21 protein-coding genes are annotated in these 22219 nt (G+C 62.0%); 7 read left to right on the top strand and 14 right to left on the bottom strand.

What is annotated here, in order from left to right; all coding sequences use genetic code 11:
- Positions 1-41 precede the first annotated feature (41 nt).
- Both AC1ECK_RS16700 and AC1ECK_RS16695 read right to left on the bottom strand, forming a co-directional pair.
- Entirely contained in the window at positions 42-1610 is a 1569-nt protein-coding gene (locus AC1ECK_RS16700; RefSeq protein ID WP_480321013.1) for a methyltransferase regulatory domain-containing protein, read from the bottom strand.
- A gap of 114 nt (positions 1611-1724) precedes the next feature.
- Positions 1725-2729: an ATP-binding protein gene (locus AC1ECK_RS16695; protein WP_480321011.1), complete on the bottom strand. Its 1005-nt coding sequence runs from the start codon at positions 2727-2729 to the stop codon at positions 1725-1727.
- A 269-nt stretch (positions 2730-2998) separates the two neighbouring features.
- Between AC1ECK_RS16695 and AC1ECK_RS16690 the strand changes: the two genes are divergently transcribed.
- A complete protein-coding gene (locus AC1ECK_RS16690) occupies positions 2999-3856 on the top strand; it encodes a PhzF family phenazine biosynthesis protein (protein ID WP_480321009.1) in 858 nt (285 codons plus the stop codon).
- A 251-nt stretch (positions 3857-4107) separates the two neighbouring features.
- Here AC1ECK_RS16690 and AC1ECK_RS16685 read toward each other — a convergent pair whose 3' ends face one another.
- The 6 genes from AC1ECK_RS16685 to AC1ECK_RS16660 form a co-directional block, all read right to left on the bottom strand.
- Complete coding sequence (locus AC1ECK_RS16685) at positions 4108-4584, bottom strand: OsmC family protein (protein ID WP_480321007.1); 477 nt, start codon at positions 4582-4584, stop codon at positions 4108-4110.
- A gap of 86 nt (positions 4585-4670) precedes the next feature.
- The gene (locus AC1ECK_RS16680) at positions 4671-5012 is read right to left on the bottom strand and encodes a LysR substrate-binding domain-containing protein (RefSeq protein ID WP_480321005.1); all 342 of its coding nucleotides are present in this window, start codon (positions 5010-5012) and stop codon (positions 4671-4673) included.
- A 46-nt stretch (positions 5013-5058) separates the two neighbouring features.
- On the bottom strand, positions 5059-6198 hold the full coding sequence (locus AC1ECK_RS16675) for a porin (protein WP_480321003.1): 1140 nt from the start codon (positions 6196-6198) through the stop codon (positions 5059-5061).
- A gap of 136 nt (positions 6199-6334) precedes the next feature.
- Positions 6335-7153, bottom strand: a complete 819-nt coding sequence (locus AC1ECK_RS16670) for an ABC transporter ATP-binding protein (RefSeq protein WP_480321001.1) — start codon at positions 7151-7153, stop codon at positions 6335-6337.
- A complete protein-coding gene (locus tag AC1ECK_RS16665; RefSeq protein ID WP_480320999.1) occupies positions 7150-8220 on the bottom strand; it encodes a FecCD family ABC transporter permease in 1071 nt (356 codons plus the stop codon). Before AC1ECK_RS16665 ends, AC1ECK_RS16670 begins: the two co-directional genes overlap by 4 nt.
- A gap of 11 nt (positions 8221-8231) precedes the next feature.
- On the bottom strand, positions 8232-9404 hold the full coding sequence (locus tag AC1ECK_RS16660; protein WP_480321083.1) for an ABC transporter substrate-binding protein: 1173 nt from the start codon (positions 9402-9404) through the stop codon (positions 8232-8234).
- 218 nt (positions 9405-9622) lie between these two features.
- Here AC1ECK_RS16660 and AC1ECK_RS16655 point away from each other — a divergent pair, with 218 nt between their 5' ends.
- On the top strand, positions 9623-10336 hold the full coding sequence (locus AC1ECK_RS16655) for a response regulator (RefSeq protein WP_480320997.1): 714 nt from the start codon (positions 9623-9625) through the stop codon (positions 10334-10336).
- Positions 10337-10368: 32 nt separating this feature from the next.
- Positions 10369-11769, top strand: a complete 1401-nt coding sequence (locus AC1ECK_RS16650; protein WP_480320995.1) for an ATP-binding protein — start codon at positions 10369-10371, stop codon at positions 11767-11769.
- A 2-nt stretch (positions 11770-11771) separates the two neighbouring features.
- On the opposite strand, the gene AC1ECK_RS16645 is transcribed toward AC1ECK_RS16650, so the two are convergent.
- The 3 genes from AC1ECK_RS16645 to AC1ECK_RS16635 all read right to left on the bottom strand — a co-directional run bounded on the left by AC1ECK_RS16645 (position 11772) and on the right by AC1ECK_RS16635 (position 15144).
- Positions 11772-12539, bottom strand: a complete 768-nt coding sequence (locus AC1ECK_RS16645) for a class II aldolase/adducin family protein (protein WP_480321081.1) — start codon at positions 12537-12539, stop codon at positions 11772-11774.
- 76 nt (positions 12540-12615) lie between these two features.
- Complete coding sequence (locus AC1ECK_RS16640) at positions 12616-14313, bottom strand: long-chain fatty acid--CoA ligase (protein ID WP_480321079.1); 1698 nt, start codon at positions 14311-14313, stop codon at positions 12616-12618.
- A 57-nt stretch (positions 14314-14370) separates the two neighbouring features.
- On the bottom strand, positions 14371-15144 hold the full coding sequence (locus AC1ECK_RS16635; protein WP_480320993.1) for an SDR family oxidoreductase: 774 nt from the start codon (positions 15142-15144) through the stop codon (positions 14371-14373).
- A gap of 268 nt (positions 15145-15412) precedes the next feature.
- Between AC1ECK_RS16635 and AC1ECK_RS16630 the strand changes: the two genes are divergently transcribed.
- Entirely contained in the window at positions 15413-16777 is a 1365-nt protein-coding gene (locus AC1ECK_RS16630; RefSeq protein ID WP_480320991.1) for a leucine-rich repeat-containing protein kinase family protein, read from the top strand.
- A 45-nt stretch (positions 16778-16822) separates the two neighbouring features.
- On the opposite strand, the gene AC1ECK_RS16625 is transcribed toward AC1ECK_RS16630, so the two are convergent.
- Entirely contained in the window at positions 16823-17074 is a 252-nt protein-coding gene (locus AC1ECK_RS16625; protein ID WP_480320989.1) for a hypothetical protein, read from the bottom strand.
- A 191-nt stretch (positions 17075-17265) separates the two neighbouring features.
- The gene (locus tag AC1ECK_RS16620) at positions 17266-18210 is read right to left on the bottom strand and encodes a LysR family transcriptional regulator (protein ID WP_480320987.1); all 945 of its coding nucleotides are present in this window, start codon (positions 18208-18210) and stop codon (positions 17266-17268) included.
- Between the two features lie 242 nt (positions 18211-18452).
- Between AC1ECK_RS16620 and AC1ECK_RS16615 the strand changes: the two genes are divergently transcribed.
- Positions 18453-20096: an acyl-CoA synthetase gene (locus AC1ECK_RS16615; protein ID WP_480320985.1), complete on the top strand. Its 1644-nt coding sequence runs from the start codon at positions 18453-18455 to the stop codon at positions 20094-20096.
- 173 nt (positions 20097-20269) lie between these two features.
- A complete protein-coding gene (locus AC1ECK_RS16610) occupies positions 20270-21352 on the top strand; it encodes a glycosyltransferase family protein (RefSeq protein ID WP_480320983.1) in 1083 nt (360 codons plus the stop codon).
- Between the two features lie 14 nt (positions 21353-21366).
- On the opposite strand, the gene AC1ECK_RS16605 is transcribed toward AC1ECK_RS16610, so the two are convergent.
- A complete protein-coding gene (locus tag AC1ECK_RS16605; protein ID WP_480320981.1) occupies positions 21367-21606 on the bottom strand; it encodes a hypothetical protein in 240 nt (79 codons plus the stop codon).
- A gap of 311 nt (positions 21607-21917) precedes the next feature.
- Between AC1ECK_RS16605 and AC1ECK_RS16600 the strand changes: the two genes are divergently transcribed.
- Entirely contained in the window at positions 21918-22214 is a 297-nt protein-coding gene (locus AC1ECK_RS16600; protein WP_480320979.1) for an EF-hand domain-containing protein, read from the top strand.
- The last annotated feature ends 5 nt before the right edge of the window (positions 22215-22219 follow it).

Here is a 22219-nt window from a genome sequence, read left to right as displayed (position 1 = left end):
CCGGGAACATTCCGCTGGCTAACGACCAGGCCGCACCCTTCTCATGCGATGCGCAGCGCCTGCAATATAGGCAGATGAACCTCAGCAAAGCGGTGGGCCTTCTCGGTCAGTTCGGCGAGCGAAGGCTCGGCCGTTGCTGAGATCCCGGCTGCTGTGGTTGTCGTCGAAGTTGTCTCGGGCACCCCACGCAGCGCGTTGGCCGCGAATTCGGCCCATTGTGCAGGTTGCTGCAGGCCATGCAGCCTCGCTAACAGAAACAGTTGAGCGAGACGCGGCATAAACACGCCCGAACCCGAAACCGGGCTCACCAGAAACTGCACATCGTCACGATGACGCGCCCGTTCGCAGATCGCCGCATTCAGCTTCGCTGCCGAAGGTTGAGCTGCAGCGGCTTGCGTATCCTGCTGGGCGTTGAGCAACGCGCCCATGCTGATTAGCAGCATCACACCCTCGACAATCTGCGCGAAGGTGATGTCGTGCCCGCGAACGCGGTTCTCGATCTCGGACAGAGTGGCAGGCAGATGGTCGGACAGCGCATCGAGAATCGGGCCGTACAGCGCGTCCGGCAACGCTGTCTCGCCGAGCGCACCGCGCACCTTGAGCACAACCGCCGCTCTCGGCAAGGCGAGTATCACCCGATGCGCGCGCAGCGCAGCCTCACGTTCATGGTCACTGAGGGCGCGTGGGTTCTTGATCCAGTAGTCGCGCCGCAACGAGCGGTTCACGCAGAAATCGCGCGTCGTCTCACGCAAACCGGTATCTGCAATGTCTGTCAGCAACGCGCGCTGTGCCGCAGTGAGGTTGATCTCGTCGACGTGCTCGCGATAGTCGGCGGAGCCTCCATAGGTCAGCCCCGCAGCCGTCAGCGATGACGCCGCCTGCAAGTAGGACATGGGATGCCAGTCACGATTGAAGTACTCGTGCGCGAGGTAGGTTGTGCTCTCGCGCGACAACGCCTCTACGCGTTCAGCCAGCAAGGGGTTGATCACCGCATAGCCGGGTTGCGTCGCGAATACGGCCTGAGCGAAACCGACGGCGGAGTTAATGCGTGCCTGTATGTGCTCTTCGGCCGGCACACCGTTCTGCGATTCGGAGCGCGCCGCGAGCTGGTAATGCTGGTGCATCAATTCGCGCACGGGGAGCATTGCCGTCCACCCTGGCTGGGTGTTGTAACTCAGATAAAGCACGCCGCCAGCTTTGAGCTTGCGCTGGATGAAGTCGGCGAGCAGCGCACGGTTTTCGCCGGAAACCCAGCTCCAGATGCCATGCATGCCGATGAAATCGAAATCCGGCAAATCGTCCCGCGCACAAAACTCCGAAAAGCGTTCACCGAACAATTGCGCCTGCGACGCGGCACTGTCCGCGAGTTGCTGCGCGAAGTGCGCATGAGGCACGTGAAAGTCCGTGCCATACCATCGCGTGGTCGAGCCCGCTGCGTGAATGTTGACGCTCACGCCATGGCCGAAGCCCAGTTCGCACGCAGCATGCACGGTCGGCGCGGCCAGTCCGGCATGCGCCAAGGGAAGATTCAGCCGTAAAGGATTGAGTTCGTCGCAATAGCCGAACGTGTACGCAATTTCATCGACATAACCTGTGTCCCACTCGTCCACGTCTTGGCTCTCATTCGTTGCGCGGTGCCAGTATTGGCTCCGCAGGCTCGTCGCGTCAAGCCGGTTGCTGGTTGCTGGTTGCTCACGCCGTTGGATACTGTCACTTTACCGAGCTTAGCGCCTGGGCGCAGTACGCCGGCGAATCCACTCGGCGAAAGCTTCATCTTCAATACGGTAGTCGCCGAGCGCAAGACGCGTCACCACATTTTCCGACTGCAGCCGTCGCAGCGCATGGCCAGCGGTGTTTCTCGTCACGGGTTTGCCGAGCATTACAGACAGCTTCGCCATGCCTTCCCTGGCGTGCAGGTCGGACTGCCCCCGGGAAAGCATTGTGATCACGGCCTGGTCGGCTGGATTCATTTCGGCCCACTGCTTCAGGAAGTGCTCGTCCGAAAACACCGAAGCTTTCGTGTGGGCCAGCGCCGCATCCTCGCCCTGCGGCTGGTAAAGCATGTACCGCTCGACAAACCGCTTGAAAAACTCAGGCGTGCGATGCAACTCATCGAATGCGCGCTTGCCTTGTGCCAGCGTGAGCCTGTTCTTGGCCATGCTGTTCATCAGTTTGATGGTGAAGGCGACGAACTCGTCGCCAAGCAACGGGAAAGCCTCGAGCGCTGCCCAGTTATAGAACGGCTCCGACGCGCGTGCAAACATCTCGCGCAGCGTGGTTTCGGAGCTGCCTGCAAAAATGACCTTGATGCTTTCCTTGCGAATATCGAGCGCGGCGCGCAGCGCATGCGCGAAATCGCTGTGTTGCGCACGAGCGAGCACCTGTGCCTCGTCGATAACCAGCAACAGAGGCTTTTTTTGCCGGTCGAGCTGCTTGAGAACTTCGCGTAAAGCCTCCGATTTGTCGACGCCCGGCTGAGCCAGTTCAGCCTCGAGCGCGCCCTCCACCCCACCGGGAATCTTCGCACTGGCCCTGAGTTTCTTCACCGGCTGGCCGAGCCTGGCAAGCACCGACTTCACGCCCTGGGGCTCCAGCGCATCGGTCAGGGCAGCCACCAGCGCAAAGTCGGGCGCGGAACGGTTGTCCCAAAGGTTCGTGTAGGCTATGAGATAGCCTGCCGAGACAGCCGCCGGCAGAAGGTCGCGGCGCAGGAATTCGGTCTTGCCCATGCGTCGGCGCGCGAACAGGCCGCGGGCCGACGAGAGCTTCAGATGGAAAGCCTTCAGATAGGTCTCTGCCAGCTCTGGCCGGGGAAAATGCCACGGGTCCGGCTCGATTGTTTCAGGCTTTCTCATAGGTTTTGAGAATTCTCAGAATTGATGAGAAAACATGATACAACTCGTCATACTCGAAGTAAACGGACTGCAGATGCAAGAAAAACCTCCAGCGGTCAGGCTGGAGGAGACCTTGCTCATCATTTCACTAACGCGAGAATCGCATGGCCACTTACGCTTTCCGCCTGATCAATGTGTTTGCCGAGTCTACCTTCGGTGGCAATGGGCTCTGCGTGTTCGAAGATGCACGCGGGATGGACGACTCAACCATGCAGGCACTCACCATTCAGTTCAACCTCTCGGAGACAACGTTTGTCTTGCCATCGGAATGCGCTCAGGCGCGGGTACGCATTTTCACGCCAGGCTACGAGATGCCCTTTGCCGGGCACCCCACGCTCGGCACCGCGCAGGTAGTACGCGACCTCTTCAAGACGGGAGACGACCTCACACTCGAGTTCAAGGCCGGGGTTGTGCCCGTACACGCAGACGACGACGTGTGGACATTCGCCGCACCGCACGCGGGCCAACCCAAGACCGCCGCCTGTGGATTGGGCGACGCTGAAACCGCAGCACTGCTCGGCCTGTGTGAAGACGACCTGCTCACCTCACCGGTATGGATCGACACCGGTGCGCATCACCTGCTCGTCGCACTCAACAGCATCGACGCCGTGCGCCGGGCGCGTCCAGATGGCACGCGCCTAGATAGCTGGCCGCAAAGCAATCTCGGCCGCAAGAGCGCCTACGTGTTTGCGTTCGACCCGGACCATCCGGACAAGGTGATATCCCGCTACTTCTTCGTGAAGCAAGGCGCAGTCCTTGAGGACCCAGGTACCGGGTCGGCCTGTGCGAACCTGGGCGGCTGGCTACTCGCCAACCGGCACGCGTTGCCAGCCGTTTTTCAGGTGGAGCAAGGAGAAGCAATCGGCCGGCCCTCGTTGCTGCGACTCTCGGTCAGCAGTAGCGGCGAAATACGGGTTGGTGGGCGTGTGATCGAGCTCGGGCGCGGCGTTGTCACGGTGTAGAGGCATACGCATCTACGCCAGCGTTTCCTGAAGAAACTCGATAAAGCTCGCGAGCCTGGGCGCATGTTTCTTCCCCACGCTCCAGTTCACATTTAAAGGCAATGCGGAAGGTCTGATCGACCGTGCCACCGCGCCGCTGGAGCCGGCGGTTGCGGATATCTGCTTTCGGCGCGGAAGCAATAGCGCGCTCCCCGCTTGACGCGACAGAAAGTGCGGACCGTCGACAGATAAGGCTCACACTTTCCAACCCCTCAAGCTGAGGCAAATTCGATGCTCGGCTCGCAGACAATCGGGAAATTAACGGAGTTCGCGATATAGCATTTCTCGTGTGCCGTATGGTGCAGACGCTCTGCCAGCTCGCGGTCATCCCCAGGTCGGATCGTAACATGCGGGTGCAGCACAATCCTCGTAAACTGTCCGTGTTGTGCGCCGTCGACCATTGTGCCTTCCGCGCGATCATGGTAATCAAGCACCGCGATGCCTGCATCCGAGCACAGATGCAGATACCAAAGCTTGTGACACGCCGATGCAGAGGCGACCAGCAGATCTTCGGGATTCCAGCGTGTGGCGTCGCCGAGAAAGGCGGGATCCGACGAACCCGGAATGTCTGGCTTGCTGCCGGCGCTAATCGTGTGGTCGCGCCCATAGTCGCGATAACCCGACGTGCCACTGCCACGGTTACCGGTCCATTGCACCGAGACCTGGTACTTATGCTCGCCATGCGCCATGCCAATCTCCTTGAGGTTACACACACCATGCCGTACGTCATGAATGAAGTGCACGGCAAAAGATCGAGCGCCTTCGCCGCGCTCTGCTAATACTCGTCCCACCGTGGACTATCGCCGAAAGCTTCGGCGAGGTACTCGATGAAGCGCCGCACTTTCGACGGCACATAGCGCGCGGTCGGATAAACCGCGTGCACCGTCAATTCGGTTGCCTTATAGCCAGGCAACAGTTCGACCAGTTCTTTAGCGCGCAGATGTGGTCCGAAAACGAAGGTTGGGCCATAGGAAATTCCGACACCAGCTAGCGTAGCCGAAAGTAACATCCGCATGTTGTTGGCTTGCATGCGATACGGTCCGTCGATCATGTGCTCGCTCCCCGCCTGATCCGTCAGTTTCCACCCAGGAATCGCGCTAAACGCAGCGCGGGGCATCTCAAGTCGGCCCGGCAGGCAACGCCGGGCGCATCAATACCGGTCCTCAGAACCGGTGCCGCATCCCCACTCCCACCACAACCTGCTGATCCGTCGAAGACATCGTCTGCCCGCTAACATCAGCCGTCAGCCCCGAACCATCGCTAACGATATGCTGATAGCTCGCCTGAACATACAGATCGGTGCGTTTGGACAGGAAGTAATCGGTTTGCACCGACACCTCATGCCACTTCGGATGATGCTCGCCACTTGCCGTGGAAAGCGCCGCGTCCGTGTACGTGTATTCGCCGCTCAGCCGGAGCGTCGGACTTAGCGCATAACTCGCGTTCACTTCATAGTTATTGAAACTGGCCCCCTGGCCGTTTTGCGTCAGACCAAGACTGTTCGCCCCGTTGATCGTATCGAGCCCGCCCAGTTGCGTGCGCGTCCAGACGAAGCCAAACCTGGCCGCGCCAAGCATGTAGCTCGCGCCTGCGCCATAGGTGCGCTGTTGCGCGGCGATGAACGTGCGATCGGTCAAGGTCAGCGCACCGTCCGTGTTGCTGCCGCCACCGTTGTTCGCCTGCAGGTAACCCGCCCCCAGGCTCAGCGGACCCGCGTCGTACGCGGCCCCAAAGCTGTACAGCCGATTGTCGTCGAAACCACCTGCTTCGTTCGAGAAGCCGTACAGCGCCCCGAAGCGCAGTCCTTCGTACGAGTTACTGGCGAACTTCACCGCGTTGTTGACCCGGAACGAGTTATTCAGGTTGTCATTGTCGAACGGATGCGCGGACAGATTGTTGCCGCCCGGATGAACACCAGTGAAGCTAAGCGGTGCAACATAGTCCACCACGGAGTCGTACTGGCGCCCTAGCGTCACCGTACCGAAGCGATTGTTCGACAGCCCCGCGTAAGCCTGATAGCCGAACTCGCGGCCGCCCTGGCGGGCCGTCCCGTTCATCACGCTAAAGCCGTTTTCGAGCTGGAAAATCGCCTTCGTGCCGCCGCCGAGATCCTCGTGTCCGACGAGGCCCCAGTGGCTGCCGGTCACATTGCCGCTGCCCGCCTGCCACGCAGCGTGGCCCTTCTGATTGCTGGTATATGAAAGACCAGCGTCGATCACGCCGTAGAGCGTGACACTCGACTGTGCCTGCGCCGCGCAGGCGTACCCCGCCGCACACACGGCAATAACAAGAGTCTTCTTCATTTGTGTCCTGAAGTTTGAATGGCGCCGCTCGTGCACGCGAGCACGCGACGCCCCCTCGCGAGGACACCGTGCGATGCATGTCAGAAGCTGCTTGAAAAAGGGCTGGCTGGGCCGTGTGGCGAATGCGACTGTATGGCTAACGGCTGGCGATGCCCGTCTGAACGGCGAGACCGTCGATCAGAACCTGATGGTGGCCGCGCGAGCATGGCTCGATACGCGCGGCGACACCGAATACCTTGCTGAGCGTCGCAGGCGTGACGACTTCGGTCGATGGCCCGAAGCGCACGATGCGCCCCTCGTGCAGCAACATCGCGCGTTCACACTCTCGCATTGCTGCGTTGATGTCATGCAGCACCACCACTGTGACGATGCGGCTTTCGCGCGTGACCTCGCGCAACACCTGCATCACATGGAACTGGTGATTCAGATCGAGCGCCGAGAGCGGTTCGTCGAGCAGCAACACTTGCGGATCGCGCACCAACGCCTGGGCAATACCGACGAGTTGCCGCTGTCCACCCGACAACTCGTCGAGCGAGCGTGAAGCAAGACTCTCGATGCCGAGCCGGCGCAGAATCGCGTGGGCGTGCGCGAGATCGTCCGCGTGTGCAAAGCGCGAGAGCGACCCGCCATACCCACGCGTCGCGCGGCACGCCACCAGCACCGACTCCAGCACTTGCAGGCGCACACCGGCAGGCAGCGCCTGCGGCAGGTACACGACGCTATGCGAACGGGCGCTTGCCGCCGACAATGCGAGCGTTTCGCCGTCGAGCGACAGTGATCCGGCGTGAACCCGCGTGAGACCTGCCAACGCTCGCAGCAAGGTGGACTTGCCGCTGCCGTTCGGCCCGAGCAACGCGGTGATCTGACCACGCGGCAGCGGACCGGCTTCGAGCGAAGTGAGCACCTGGCGTTTGTCGTAGCGCACGCTCAAGTCATGAATGCAAAGGCCGCTCATCCCAGTTGCCCCTGCGAACGAACCACAATGCCGAGAAATAGCGGAATGCCCACCAGTGCGGTAACGATGCCGACTGGGATCAGCACACCCGGAATGATCAGCTTCGACGCGATGGATGCGAGCGACAGCGTCAGCGCGCCGATCAACATGCTGCCGGGCAGATAGAAACGATGGTCCTCGCCGAATACGGTGCGCGCGATATGCGGTGCGATCAGCCCGACGAAACCGATCGTGCCCACGAACGACACCGCAAGCGCGGACAGCACGGACACCCGTAGCAGCGTCGCAAGCCGCAGGCGCCGCACGTCGATGCCGAAACTGGCCGCACGGTCTTCGCCGAGGCGCAGCGCGGTCAGCGTCCAGGCGTTGCGCATCGACAGCGGCAAGGCCAATGCCAGCGCAACCGCCAGCATCGCAATTTTGGGCCAGTCGGCACGAGCAAGCGAGCCGAGTGTCCAGAACACCAGACCCTGAAGCGCGTCGGCTGATGCGATGAACTGCATCAACGAAACGAGCGCATGAAAGGCGAACACCAGAGCGATGCCGAGCAGCACGACGCCTGCCGTATTCATGCCGCGCCAGCGTGCAACCGAATCGAGCAGCAACGCGGAAAGCAGCGCGAAAACGAACGCATTCGCGGAGACGATCCAGGTCTGCGACACGCCGGGAATCGCTATGTCCAACACGATGGCGAGCGAGGCACCGAACGCAGCCGCGGCGGATACCCCGAGCGTATAAGGACTCGCCAGCGGATTGTTGAGAATGGTCTGCATCTCCGCACCGGACAACCCCAGCGATGCCCCGACCAGCAACGCCATCACCGCGTACGGCAAACGAATCTGCCAGACGATCACGCTGGTTGCTGGATCAGCCGAGGCGCGGTCGAACACCGTATGCAGCAGTGCCATCAACGGCAAGCCGGACGGCCCGGTGCGCAGATCGAACAGCAGCGAACCAACGATCAGCGCCATAACGGCGCAGAGCCACAAAACGCGTTGCTGGGTGAGACGCCGGTAGCGCCGTACGCTCGAATCGAGCGGTGCGGCCTGATGCTGAAGAGTCGACATGAACCGCCCGTTCAGTGCGACGCCAGCGGCGTGGCCCGACCCGGCCCATCCACCCAATACGCTCCATCGGGCGGTACGGCAAGGAAACGGCGATACAGTTCGTCCTGCGTATCATTGACATCTAGATTCTTGAACTGCTGCGGATAGAACCACTTCGCGAACGCCTCGATCGCCACGATGTTGTACGGCGAGTCGTAGTAGTTGTGCGAGATGCCGTGCACGCGGCCGTCATGAATCGCCTTGATGGTATCGAAGCCTGGCCGCGAGACCAGCGTTGCGAGACTGGCTTGCGCGTCCTGCTCGCTGGTCAAGGCGCCGACGCGCAGCGACGCGAGGCCCGGCTTGCTCCGGCTGCCGGTGGCGATATACACGTCGGGCTGTGCCGCGATGATCTGCTCCATGCTGATGTCGCCAAGTACGCCGGGCACGAGGCCAGCGGCAATGTTGCGCCCGCCTGCGGCCTGAATGAACTCGCCGAAATTGCCGTTGCCCGCGGTGTGGCAACAACCCGCGTCCCATACACCGGCCAGCAGGTCGATAAAGACCTTGGGCCGCTGCTGGAGCGGAATCTGGCCGACCACCGCCTGGACGCGCGCCAGATGCTGTTGATAGAACTGCGCGTACGCATTAGCCTCTTGCTCGCGGTGCATCACCTTGCCGAGCAGTTCGATACTGGGCAGCGTGTTTTGCATCGGGTGCAGCCGGAAGTCGACGAATACGACGGTCGTGCCGGTGGCCTCGAGCTGTTTGACGAGCGCGTTATAGCGGCTCGGACCATGACCCGCGAGGCTGAAAATGGCAAGGTCGGGCTTGAGGCTCAGCGCCTTCTCGTCGCTGATGCTGTCTTCCGTGGCCTTGCCGATCAACGGAATCTGTTTGATGCCCGGGAATTTTTCCGCGTACGCGTCGAAGGTCTGCGGATCCATGGTCGGCAGATCGCCTTGCCAGCCGACGATGCGCGCGAGCGGTTGTTTGCCCTCCAGCAACGCCACCGCCATCAGCAAGCGGCTTTCGCCGAGCAGGATGCGATGCGGCTCCGCTGGAATGCGGATCGTGCGGCCGGCCAGATCCGTGACGGTCTGTGCGGGCGCGGTGGCCACATCAGGCGTTGTCGCGGCAAATGCCGCCTCACTCGCGCCGAGCGTCAGCGAACTGAGGACAGCGCAGGCGGCCAAGGCACGCATCGCCGCACCGAACGGGCGAACGAACGGCTGAAACCGGAAAATCGACATGGTATAGTTCGTAAATGAGAATGATTGCCATTTGCGGGCTCCACTTTAGCGGCGCAATGTAATGGCGATGTGTTGAAACAAGGCCGTTTTGTAATGGAATGTGTTGGCGCGGACGCGATCGCAAGAATCGCGCTGCGCATGGCAGGCGAGCCGCAAACAAGAACCCCACGATGGACCACATACTCGTTGTCGACGACGACCCGAACATCCGCCAGCTACTGCAGGACTACCTGCGCAGCATGGGTTACGGGGCCACCGCCGTCGAAAGCGGCCTGCGGATGAAGCAGGTCATCAACACGTCGCCAGTCGATCTCGTCGTGCTCGATCTGATGCTCGAGGGCGAGGACGGTCTGGATATCACACGCGAGCTGCGGCGCGAACGCGACGTGCCGATCATTATCCTGAGCGCACGAGGCGGCCTGCTCGACCGCATCCTCGGCCTGGAAATGGGTGCCGACGATTATTTGCCCAAGCCCTTCGATCCGCGCGAACTGGTCGCCAAGATCAAGGTGGTGCTGCGTCGTACCCGTAGCGTGCCAGGCGAGCGACTCGCGGATTCGTCCGCGTTCGTGAGCTTCGCCGGCTGGAAACTCGACACGCGCATGAAGCAGATGCTTTCGCCCGATGGTGTGATCGTGTCGCTCGGTGGCTCCGACTATCGCGCGCTGCGCACGCTGCTCGATCATCCGAACCGGCCGCTTTCGCGCGAATTCTTGCTGGACCGCGTGTTCGGCAAGGAACGCACCCCGCTCGACCGCTCGATCGACGTATGCATCAGCCGTCTGCGCCAGCATCTCAGGGACTCGGTGCGTCGCACCGGGTTGATACGCACCGTGCGCAACGAAGGCTACATGCTGGTGGCCGATGTCACGCACGAAGCGTAAGCACTCCAGACGATTCATTCATATCCACACCGATGAAACTGCGCCTTTGGCCCGGCACCCTGTATGGGCGGCTCGTATTGATTCTTGTCGTCGGCATGTTCGCGGGGCAGCTTTTCACCAGCACGATCTGGTTCGAAACGCACGACAACCGCACGCTCGAAATCCCCGCAAGGCTCTTCGCCAGCCGCCTCGCCGATACGGTCCGGCTGTTGCAGCATGCGCCCGATGACACCACGCGCGGCGCGATCGCCGGGCAACTCGCTGACACGCGCTACCGCTTGCAATGGATCGACGCACCCGCTGCCGCAACCGAGGGTTCGCTCGCGCAGCGCGCAGTCGCCGACCTGATAGCGGGTGTGATCCGCCGGCGTCTCGGCGAGCCAATCGAAGTGCGCCTGCTCGAAGTGCAGTTGCGCGACGACATGGGACATCATCACGGCATCCTTAGCCTGTTCAACTCGCGCATGCCATCGGGCGATTTTCATTTGCAACTGAGGCTCCCACAAGGTGAGTGGCTCGACGTGCAGGCAAACGAAGGACAAGCCGGCATGCAGACCGAGCCGGGATCGCTCGTGCTCGACTATCTCTTGCGGATCTATCTGGTACGCCTGAGCGCGGTATTGCTGCTCGCGCTAGTGGCCGTGCGCTTTGCGGTAAAGCCGTTAAAGGATCTGGCAAAGGCCGCGGAGGCACTGGGACGCAATATCTACCAGCCGCCGCTGCCGGTGACCGGACCGCTGGAAGTGCGCAGCGCCGCGCAGTCGTTCAATTCAATGCAGGAGCAACTGACTCGCAGTCTCGCAGAACGCACCCGTTTTCTGACCGCGGTGTCGCACGATCTGCGCTCGCCGCTCACCCGGTTGCGGCTGCGCATGGAGATGCTCCCCGACACCGAAGCGCGCGAGCGGTTGCGCGGCGATCTCGACGAGATGGAGGCGATGGTCCGCGCCACGCTTGACGCCGTGCAGGGCGTGGAAATTACCGAGGCACGTCATGCGATCGAGATCAATTCGATGCTGAACGGGCTCGCCGAAGATGCCCGCGAAGCGGGACATGAGGTCAGCGTCGAAGGACACGCGATGCGTGCCTTGTCAGGGTATCCGCGCAATCTGAAGCGCTGCCTTCAGAACCTGCTCGACAACGCGATCCGTTATGGCGAGGAGGCGAAAATCAGCGTGTTCGACGACGACTCGATGCTGCTCATCGTCGTAAGCGACAACGGCCCAGGCATCGCCGACGAGGCTTTGCTCGAGCGTGTCTTCGAGCCTTACTTCCGCGTGTCGGGTTCGCGTAACAGCGCGAGCGGCGGCACCGGCCTCGGGCTGACGATTGCGCGCAGCGTCGCGGCCGCCCACGGCGGCACCCTCACGCTGCGCAACGGTGCGATCAAAGGCCTGGAAGCCATGCTCGTGTTGCCACGAAACGGCCGCTGAAGCTACAGATCGTACCCAGGATTGCGTCGCGCGAGCCGGCGCAACAGCCCCGGCCACACCAGATTCGCGCCCTGTCCCTTGCTGACCTCGCGGGCCTGCTCGCCCATCGTGTCGATAATCGACTGCGGCACTTCGGTCAGCTTGCCGCCACCCTGCGCGAAGACCTGAATCCGGCAAGCCGCTTCGAACAGATACATTGCCTGAAACGCTTCGGGCACCGAACGTCCGCACGTCAGCAAGCCGTGGTTGCGCAGCATCATGTAGTTGGCGCTGCCGAGATCCGCCACGAGCCGCGCCTTTTCGGCCTCGCGCAGCGCCACGCCTTCATACGCGTGATACGCGAGACTGGTCAGCACGAAGCTCGCTTGCTGCGAGAGCGACAACAAGCCCTCCTGCTGCGCCGCCACCGCCACGCCATGAGGTGTATGGGTGTGCAACACGCAATTCACCTCGTGCCGCGCTTCATGCACGGCGCTATGAATCACGAAACCCGCGGGATTGACGTCGAACGGCGTCGGCATCACGGGCTGGCCGTGGTGATCGACCTTGACGAGACTGGAAGCGGTGATTTCCTCGAAGAAAAAGCCGTAGGGATTTATCAGAAACTGGTCGTCGTGCCCCGGCACCCGCGCAGAAATATGCGTGAACACCAGGTCGTCCCAACCGAACAGGGCCACCAGCCGGTATGCCGCGGCCAGATCGAGGCGCACCTGCCATTCTTCCGGTGAAACCAGGTGACGAACGTCAGGAATGTCGAGCGCGGGATTCATCATAAGTGTCCTCGGATAAACAGCCCTACTTCAACGATGCAGGCGAACGTTCCAGCCACCGGCGCGCCGACCTGCATCACGCCCGGTTGCCACCGGCCGCCGCCATTCGCGCGGCGTCTTCTTCCTGTAGTTTGCGCCACAATATTTTGCCGCTGCCGGACTTGGGCAGCGACGTCACGAACTCGACGAGCCGCGGCGCCTTGTACGGAGCCATATGCTCATGCGCCCAGGCGATGATCTCATTTTCGCTCAGCGTACCCGCGTACCCCGCAGTGGGCACGACCAGCGCCTTCACGGTCTCGCCCCGGCGTTCGTCCTGTACGCCGATCACGCATACCTCGTGAATGCCCGGGTGCCGGTACATCAGCGCCTCCACCTCCGCCGGCCACACCTTGTAGCCCGACGCGTTGATCATCCGTTTGAGCCGGTCGGTCATGAAGAAATAACCGTCTTCGTCGATTTGGCCCAGATCGCCGGTGCGCAAAAAACGCTTGCCGTCGAGCTCGATGAACGCGTCAGCGGTCCCCTTGGGATTGCGCCAATAGCCTTGCATGATCTGCGGACCGTTCACGACGATTTCGCCCGTTTCACCCTGCGCGAGTTCCTGCAGCGTGGCCGGATCGATCACTCGCGCATCGAGATCGAATACCGGAATGCCGAGGCACTGCGGCTTCGGGCGCTGCGGCGGGTTGATGTGCGTAGCCGCGATCGTCTCGGACATGCCGTAGCCTTCCACGTAGTCGAGGCCGGTCAATGCCTTGAGCTTGCGGGCTATCGCCTCGGGCATCGCCGCGCCGCCTCCACGCGTCCCGCTCAGGCTGGAGAGATCGTATTCGGCAAGTTTAGGGTTCGACAGAAAATCGACCATCATCGTCGAGATGGACTGCCACGACGTCACGCGATAACGCTGCATGCAGTGTGCCGCGGCATCGCGATCCCAGCGCGGCAAGATGACGATCGTTGCGCCCACATACAACGGCGCATTCATGCCGCCCTGCATGCCGGTGACATGAAACATCGGCAAAACCGACAGGTGCGTGCTGTCCTGCGATCCCCCGAACCAGACGCTGCAACCCACCAGCGTGCTCATCACGCTGCGATGCGTGTGCATGCATCCCTTCGGCTTACCGGTCGTACCCGACGTGTATGGCATGACGCACAGGTCGTCCGGCCCGGCAATCAGCGGTCCCGGCGCGAGGCGCCGTTCGAGCACCGTGCTCCACGCAGTCACGCCGGGATGCTCGATCGTTATCCTCGGCGCGCCAATAAACTCCGGCGGTGTGATCGACGGCGGCTGTTTCAGGTAATCGCTATAGGTTGCGACAATCGCATGCTTGAGTCCCTGCTCGGGACCGTCGCCCAGCAACGGCTCGATCTGTGCATACAGGCACTGCGGCACGATGGCGGTTGTCGCACCGCTGTCCTGCACGTAGTGGCGCACCTCGTCGGTCAGATTCATTGGATTGACCGGCACCACCACCGCGTTGGCCCGCAAGATACCGTAATAGGCCAGCACCCACTGCGGACTGTTCTGCATGTACAGCAGCACCCGGTCGCCCGCCTTGACGGCGCACTCCTGCTGCAGGAAACCTGCGATCCGCTCGGCTTCATCCTTGAACTGGGCGAAGCTCACCGGCGTGTCGTAGAAGATGATGAACGGCTTGTCCGGAAAGCGTGCTGCCGAGACCTCTGCGTTGTAAAACAGGTTGGTCTGCGGCAAGCTCAAATGGCGCGGCACACTAGCCGGCCAATGTGCGTGATGAAGCGTGTTCATGGGCATGAGTGTCTCCTGTGGACCAGAGTTGGCGCTTTTGCGTGCTTTCGCGCGCCGTCACACGATGCTTGAGCCGCCGTCCACAGCGAGATGCTGCCCGGTAATATGGCGCGACGCCTCGCTGGCGAGAAACACCACCGAGCCCTTCAGGTCTTCTTCGCCGCCGAGCCGGCGCAGCGGCGAATGCGCGATGATCGATTGTTCCATCGTCGCGAGCAGCCCCGCCGACATCTTCGAGGGAAAGAACCCCGGGCAAATCGCATTCACGTTGATATTGTGGCGGCCCCATTCCGATGCCAGCGCCCGCGTGAAGTTGATCGCAGCGGCCTTCGAAGTGTTGTAGGCAATCGTGTTCATCCCCGCTGGCGCGCCCTTTAGGCCCGCAATGGAGGCGATGTTGATGATCTTTCCCGCCCGGCGCGGGATCATGCTGCGCTTGCCCACTTCGCGCGCCAGAAAGAACGGTGCATTGATATTCAGGTTCATGACCTTGTGCCAGGCCTCGTCGGGATAGTCCTCCGCCGGGGCGCCCCATGTCGCGCCGGCGTTGTTGACGAGAATGTCGATGTGGCCGTACGCCTCCAGCACCTCACTGACAAGATCGGGAATCCTCTCGAATCTGGCGAGATCGTTGACCACTGTTCGGACTTCGATGCCTTGCCCTTGCAGATGCGCTTGTGCCTGCACCAGCTCGTCGGCCTTGCGCGCGGTAATCGCGACGCGACAGCCCATTTCGCCCAGCGCCTCGGCCATCTGCAAACCGAGCCCGCGCGAGCCGCCGGTAATCAGCGCCACCTTGCCTTCCAGTTGAAACAGGTCTTTCACATGCATCCGGCGTCTCCTTGATGAGCTTTCTGCGAGGCAGATTGGAATGATGTTCGACCCATGATACGTGCGAGGATTGGCCGTGTAAATAAAAGCATGATCGTGCCATTTCGCGGTAAACCGCCTTGAATCGCTTGTCATCGGGACTTACCCGACTATCGAACGGATTCCGCCGCGTGGCGTGAGGTAAGCACGAGTTACGCCGCATCGTTGCGGCTTGCCAGTAAAATCGCCCCCAACGGAATCAACCTCGCGGCGCGCTCGCCTCACCATAGTGACCACCACCCTCGATCAACTGCGTGCCGGACAACTGACCGGTACGCAGCGCCTTAAGCTAGCCTGCGGACTCAGCGAGTTTCCGCGTGAAATTTTCGCTCTGGCGGATACGCTGGAAATTCTCGATCTGTCGGGCAATGCGCTTTCCACGCTGCCCGACGACTTGCCGCGCCTGCATAAGCTGCGCATTATCTTTTGCTCCGACAACGCGTTCACCGAGCTGCCTGAGGTACTCGGGCAATGCGAGCACCTCAGCATGGTGGGCTTCAAGGCCAACCGCATTCGTAACGTCCCGGGCCGGGCATTGCCGCCTGCGCTGCGCTGGCTGATTCTCACCGACAACCAGATCGAGGCGCTGCCGCCGGAGATCGGCAAGTGCACGCAGCTTCAGAAACTCATGCTCGCGGGTAACCGTCTGCAGACACTACCGCCGCAACTGGCCGCCTGCTCCCGTCTCGAACTGATCCGCCTCGCCGCGAACCGGCTGACCGCGCTGCCCGAGTGGCTGCTCGCGCTGCCGCGGCTCTCATGGCTTGCCTATGCGGGCAATCCGTTCACCGAGGCACTGGAAGCCGCCGCACTGACGGACACGCCCATCGCGGAGATGCCTTGGGACGCATTGGACCTGCACGATCCACTTGGCGAAGGCGCCTCGGGGGTGATCTATCGTGCGGCGCACAGCCGCCCTGGCGCTGAATCTCGCGAGGTTGCGCTCAAGCTGTTCAAAGGCTCGGTGACGAGCGATGGTTTGCCTCACTGCGAGATGGCCGCCTGCATCAACGCGGGCACCCATGCCAACCTGATTCCGGTGCTCGGCAAAGTGAAGGACCACCCCAAGGACAATCATGGCCTCGTGATGGAGTTGATCGATCCGCAATTCAGGAATCTGGCTGGGCCGCCCAGTCTCGCGTCGTGCACGCGGGACATCTATCCCGACGAGACCCGCTTCACGCTGAGCGCAGCGTTACGCATCGCAGGTGGCATCGCTGCGGCGGCCAGCCACTTGCATCAGCAAGGCATCATGCATGGCGATCTGTATGCCCACAATATTCTGCACTGCGGCGAGGGGCGCGCCCTGCTCGGCGATTTCGGCGCCGCATCGTTCTATGCACGAACAGATCTGACCCTCGCACCTCTGCTGCAGCGCATCGAAGTGCGGGCATTCGCCTGCTTGCTGGAAGAATTGATCGACCGATGTAACCCGCATAACACCTCGGCGACTACCGTCGATGCGCTGCGGGAATTGAAAGACGAGTGCTTAAACGAAGACGTTTTCGCCAGGCCCTCGTTCGAGCAGATTGAACGCAGACTGCGTGCGCTGGCCGGGCCGGATGGGAATACTGCAGGTATGCCAAACGCCTGACGCGTCATGCATCAGGCGCTTAATACAGTCGGCAATGTGTGGATACTAGTCGCGCGCGACCAGATCATCGTTGACGCGTGCCTCGCCCGTCACGAGGCAGCTCGACAGGAAGTTTTGACCCTGTCCGCTGGAGGCCGTTTCCGAAAAACCCTTGTCCATGGCCCCCAATCTCACCAGCTCGGCGCCCTTTTCGCATGAAATAGAGCCTTCTCCGCCGGCTTGCGCATGAGTGAGCGCGCGGCCCACGGTCAGATACGCAAGAAGCATCAGTACAGCAATATTAAATACGCGTCTCATGGTTTGCCTCCTCTGCGAGCAAGACTAACGCGAACCATGACTACGGGATGTTAGGGGTTTCCCGATTAGGGCACTGCCTGTGATCCAGGTCAATCAGGAGGCCACAATTACCGTTTGCGGGTTTCCCCTTTGTCAAAGTGACATGCTGCGCTGCGGCGAAATAGCCATCATGCAGCGCAGCAAAAACACCTTTAGGAAAGCAGATCACTCGTCTCAACAGTATCGAGACATGCATCGCCAAGCGTGGCTGGAAGTTCCTCGCGCAGGAACTCGACGCAAGATCGAATCTTCGCATCGAGATACAGGCGCGACGGATAAACCGCGTAAACGTTCAGGTGCTGCGATGTATAGTCCGGAAGAATCCGCACCAGGTCGCCGCTGCGCAGACCGCCGGTGGCCGAATAGAGCGGCAACAGGCCAATGCCCATACCCTCTGTGATGGCTACCGCCAATGCATCGGCGATATTGACCCTGAATGTCGTTGCGCCAAGCACGAACGTCTCACGGCCGTGCGGCCCTTGAAAGGTCCATTCGTCAGCAGGAAAAGCCGGCGTCACGGCTTGCAGGCAGGTATGCGCGCTGAGATCGGCGAGTACTTGTGGCGCGCCGTGGCGCTCCAGGTACGCCGGCGACGCACAGGCAACGCTGAAAGTGCCGCCGAGGCGCTGCGAGACCAGCCCGGAGTCCGGCAAATCGTCGGCCAATACGAGAGCAATGTCGTAGCCTTCGTCCAGCAGGTCCGGCACGCGCTGCGCGAGCGTCAGCTCGACCTTCACATCCGGATAGCGCTGCCGATAACGGCCCACCAGCGGCACCACGCAATGCTGGCCTATGCCGGTCATGGCGTGCACCTTCAGCTTGCCCGACGGATGCGCAATCGCATCGCTCGCTTCGGCCTCGGCTTCATCGACACACGCAAGAATCTGTTCGCACCGATGCAGGTAGCGCTCACCCGCTTCGGTGAGCGCGAGGCGGCGCGTCGTGCGATTCAGGAGCCGCGTGCGCAGATGCGCCTCGAGGTCGGAGACCGCGCGCGACGCATATGCCGTCGTGGTATTCAGATGCTGTGCAGCCGCCGTGAAACTACCCGACTCGACGACACGAACCAGCACGCGCATTTTTTGTAGCGTATCCATACGATCCTTCAAAAACCGGTCTGAATTGTGGCATGAATCACGCCCGCGATTCTCTCGAATCCCGTAAAGATGCGTTGCACTCCTTGAGTTTTTAGGCGGTCCCATCGAGCGATTTTTCCCTGGCCGTTGAACGATGCGCAGCGTACGATCGAAGCCGCAGGGGGTCCCCGCCATCGGCAGTCTGTGGCCCCACTGGATTGGGCGTGCGGCGGTCTCACTCACATCGGCCAAGGAGGGAAGCAATGCTTCCGGCAGCGCAGACGTACGCAACATTGACGGAAAAATTCGCGTGGCAGATTCCGCCGCGATACAACATCGGCGTGGACGTATGCGACAAATGGGCCGACGGCTCGGGCCGCCTCGCGCTGATCTACGAACATCGCGACGGCAGCGCGACACGCTATAGCTTCGACGATCTCAAGGCCCGCTCCAATCAATTCGCCAACGCGCTGCGCCGCAGCGGCGTCGTGCAGGGCGACCGCGTGGCGATCTTCTTGCCGCAATCGCCCGAAACCGCCATCGCACATCTGGCCGCTTACAAGGCCGGCTGCATAGCCGTACCGCTGTTCGCGCTGTTCGGCGTCGACGCGATCCAGTACCGCCTCGCCGATAGCGCTTCGGCGGCGCTCATCACCGACACGGCAGGCCTGCAGAAACTCGCCGAAATCCGCCAGACGCTGCCCGAACTGAAGGCGGTGTATTGCATCGACGCGGAGCAGGCCGCCACGGCTCATGAGGCATCCTCATTCTGGAGCGCGCTCGATGCCGAGTCCGCCACCTTCACGCCGGCCGACACCGCCGCGGACGATCCCGCCGTGATCATCTACACCTCGGGCACCACCGGCAAACCGAAGGGTGCGCTGCATGCGCAGCGCGTGCTGCTCGGCCACCTGCCGGGCGTCGAACTGTCGCAGGCCTGTTTTCCCGCCGAGGCGAAGCTGATCTGGACGCCCGCCGACTGGGCGTGGATAGGCGGCCTGTTCGACGTGCTGCTGCCCGCGTGGCATCACGGCGTGACTGTGCTCGCGCGCCGCTTTGAGAAGTTCGACGGCGAGGCCGCGTTCGATCTGATGGCGCGCCACGCGGTCACCCACACATTCCTGCCGCCGACTGCGCTCAAGATGATGCGCACGGTCGCGCATCCCGAACGCTGGAAGCTGTCACTGCATGCGGTGGCGAGCGGCGGCGAATCGCTCGGCGAAGAGTTGATCGCGTGGGGACGTGCTGCGCTCGGCGTGACCATCAACGAGTTCTATGGGCAAACGGAGTGCAACGTCGTGGTGTCGTCGTGTGCGTCGCTCTTCGAGCCGCGTATCGGAGCCATCGGTAAGGCGGTGCCGGGGCATGAGGTCGCGATCGTCGACGATAACGGCCGCCCCCTGCCTAACGACACGATCGGCAACATCGCGATTGCCGGCCCGGATCCGGTCATGTTCCTCGGCTACTGGCGCAACGATGCCGCCACGCGCGACAAATTCCGTGGCCGCTATCTGCTGAGCGGCGATCTCGGCCAATGCGACAGCGACGGCTTCATCCGCTTTGTCGGTCGCAACGACGACGTGATTACGAGTGCCGGCTACCGGATCGGGCCAGCCTCGATCGAAGACTGCCTGTTGCAACATCCGGCGGTCTGCATGGCGGCTGTGGTGGGTGCACCGGACGCGCAGCGCACGGAGATCGTGCTGGCATTCGTGGTGCTGAACGCGGGCTTTGTGCCTGGTGAGGAACTGGTGCGCGAGATTCAGCAGCACGTCAAGACGCGGCTTGCCGCGCATGAGTATCCGCTCGAGATACGCTTCGTCGACAGCCTGCCGTTGACGGCCACCGGCAAGGTGATTCGCAAGGAACTGCGTGCGAGCCTGACGAAACCGGCCGCGCCGGACTGAACCGTGCATGCCGAACCGGGTGCCTTCGCGTTAACCGGTTCGGCGCGGCCGATGGGCCACCTTACTGCGACGTTCGCTGCAAACGGGCATAATTCCGCTGCCGCGCGTGCATCGCGCCTCGCAACGTGCATGGCGTCCCGGTACGCCCCGGCACATTCCATGGAACGATTCAATTGGAACTACGTGCAGACGACGCGCTCACCCATCCTGGATCCCTGCTTGCTCCCGACGGCCGCATTGTTGCGCCATACGATCTCGAGCAATGCGACACCGAGATCGGCGAGCATCTCGCGCTCGCGAGCCAGCCCGGCATCCTCAACGCAGCGGCGCAACCCTTCGAACTCGACTACTCGCAAGTCGCAACAGTCCATGTGATCAACGGCATGGGCGTCACGCTCGGCGACTCGATCATCGGCTTGACTGCGCTCGATGCGATCCGGCAAGCCCATCCGCAGATGCGCTTCATCGTATACCGGCCCGAACTGGCGCCGTCCTACGTCGAACAGCTCTACGCGCTTGCCGAGGGCAGCGTCGCGGCCACTCGTACATTGCCGTGGCCGCTCGACGCGATCCCGCGTGACGAAGTCCGTATAGACATCGGTAATCATCTTTTCTGGCCCGGCTTCATGTCGTTGCCGATGATCGACTTTTTCCTTGCCGCGCTCGGCGTGCAGCCGGCAAGCGTGCCGTCCACTCACAAGGCTAATCGCTGGCTGCAAACCTTGCCGTTGCCGCCCTTGCCTGACGCGTGGCAAGACCGGCCCTACGTGCTGTTTTGTCCCACCGCGAGCACGCCGATCCGCAGCATCGCGCAGCCGGTACGCAGCGACCTGGTCGGCCGTTTGTTCGAGCACTTCGGCCTGCCAGTACTCGGGTTTGGCGCGGTGGATCACCCGCATTACGTGGATGTCAGTGCCCTCTCGCCAGACACGGCTCACTTCCTTGCGTGGGTCCGGCACGCTCGCTACATGCTGACCTCCGACACCGCGGCGGTTCATATCGCGGCTGGCTTCGACGTGCCGACTACGGCGTTCTTCACTACTATCGCGCCTGAACTGCGCGTGCGCGACTATCCGCTGTGCCGGCCCGTGACGCTCGAACTACCTGAGCTGCGCAACGTGCAGGCCAGCGAGCGCGAACAGGACATGGCGCGCCTGAACGCGGCTTATCAGCTCGCGATGCGCAGCGAGCTACCGTTTGCGCCGCTACCAACTGCCTCGTCCGGCGGCATGGCGGCCGAGGTCAAAAAGCCGTAAGCAGGCGTCGCACGTCAATGCGGCACAGCCATAAGCGGCTGCGCGTACCGTACGTTCGCCGCGGGTATCACGCCGTAGTTGGTCGGCGGCGGCACGACAATGGTCGTGCAAGAAAGCAGCGGTTCCGGCGCGGGTGGCGGTGCACCGACCACGGCCGCGGGCCCATACGAGACGACCACGCGCGAGAAAACGCTCGCCGAATAGACAAAGCCAAAGGCCGCAGCCGCGGACACACAGACAAATCGAATTTTCACGAGAACTCCTGATGCGGTGAAGGATGGCACGCGTCTTCACTCATGAAGACGGAATCCAGATGGTTCGTATTGCTGACATCCTTTGCCGAACCGATTGGAGCGCTCGTTGCGCCGACCGGCGAAAGATACGCAAACTGCACGGCGAACGGCAACCGTAATTTGTTTCATTCCGTGTCGCACGCGCCGCGACATATCCCGACATGATTTTCAAATTGCCATCCCCGGCGGAGTCGAGAAGAATTCGGTCTGTCATTGAACGGTTCGCGGCACAAGGCTGGCGACGTTCAGCGAAAGACTCCACGGAGAACGAGATGAACAAGCTGTTGACGACTCTGGCGCTGTGCCTCGCTTGCACCGGCGCCTTCGCGCAAACCACGACACAGCCGCTGGGCGGCAACCCGCAGCGCATGGCGCAGATGGCCCAGCAGTTGCAAAGCCGCTTTGCCAGCGCAAATACCACCCAGGACGGCAAGCTGACCCGGCAACAAGCCGCAGCCGGCATGCCGATGGTGGCCAGGCACTTCGATGAGATCGATACGGCGCATGCCGGCTACGTGACCTTGCCGCAAATCGAAGCATTCATGCAGCAACGCGCGGCAGCGCACTGAGCCGG

Source organism: Paraburkholderia sp. SSBN10T (assembly GCF_056619545.1).
The sequence above is the reverse complement of the archived record's forward strand: the minus strand, read 5'-3'. Positions and strand labels throughout refer to the sequence as shown.

Coding starts and splice junctions, on each gene's coding strand:
- AC1ECK_RS16675 (WP_480321003.1), bottom strand. CDS start 6,198: ATGAAGAAGACTCTTGTTATTGCCGTGTGTGCGGCGGGGTACGCCTGC.
- AC1ECK_RS16670 (WP_480321001.1), bottom strand. CDS start 7,153: ATGAGCGGCCTTTGCATTCATGACTTGAGCGTGCGCTACGACAAACGC.
- AC1ECK_RS16625 (WP_480320989.1), bottom strand. CDS start 17,074: ATGAGACGCGTATTTAATATTGCTGTACTGATGCTTCTTGCGTATCTG.
- AC1ECK_RS16685 (WP_480321007.1), bottom strand. CDS start 4,584: ATGGCGCATGGCGAGCATAAGTACCAGGTCTCGGTGCAATGGACCGGT.
- AC1ECK_RS16695 (WP_480321011.1), bottom strand. CDS start 2,729: ATGGGCAAGACCGAATTCCTGCGCCGCGACCTTCTGCCGGCGGCTGTC.
- AC1ECK_RS16665 (WP_480320999.1), bottom strand. CDS start 8,220: ATGTCGACTCTTCAGCATCAGGCCGCACCGCTCGATTCGAGCGTACGG.
- AC1ECK_RS16620 (WP_480320987.1), bottom strand. CDS start 18,210: ATGGATACGCTACAAAAAATGCGCGTGCTGGTTCGTGTCGTCGAGTCG.
- AC1ECK_RS16635 (WP_480320993.1), bottom strand. CDS start 15,144: ATGCATGTGAAAGACCTGTTTCAACTGGAAGGCAAGGTGGCGCTGATT.
- AC1ECK_RS16655 (WP_480320997.1), top strand. CDS start 9,623: ATGGACCACATACTCGTTGTCGACGACGACCCGAACATCCGCCAGCTA.
- AC1ECK_RS16615 (WP_480320985.1), top strand. CDS start 18,453: ATGCTTCCGGCAGCGCAGACGTACGCAACATTGACGGAAAAATTCGCG.
- AC1ECK_RS16690 (WP_480321009.1), top strand. CDS start 2,999: ATGGCCACTTACGCTTTCCGCCTGATCAATGTGTTTGCCGAGTCTACC.
- AC1ECK_RS16600 (WP_480320979.1), top strand. CDS start 21,918: ATGAACAAGCTGTTGACGACTCTGGCGCTGTGCCTCGCTTGCACCGGC.
- AC1ECK_RS16650 (WP_480320995.1), top strand. CDS start 10,369: ATGAAACTGCGCCTTTGGCCCGGCACCCTGTATGGGCGGCTCGTATTG.
- AC1ECK_RS16660 (WP_480321083.1), bottom strand. CDS start 9,404: ATGCGTGCCTTGGCCGCCTGCGCTGTCCTCAGTTCGCTGACGCTCGGC.
- AC1ECK_RS16645 (WP_480321081.1), bottom strand. CDS start 12,539: ATGAATCCCGCGCTCGACATTCCTGACGTTCGTCACCTGGTTTCACCG.
- AC1ECK_RS16640 (WP_480321079.1), bottom strand. CDS start 14,313: ATGAACACGCTTCATCACGCACATTGGCCGGCTAGTGTGCCGCGCCAT.
- AC1ECK_RS16680 (WP_480321005.1), bottom strand. CDS start 5,012: ATGCCCCGCGCTGCGTTTAGCGCGATTCCTGGGTGGAAACTGACGGAT.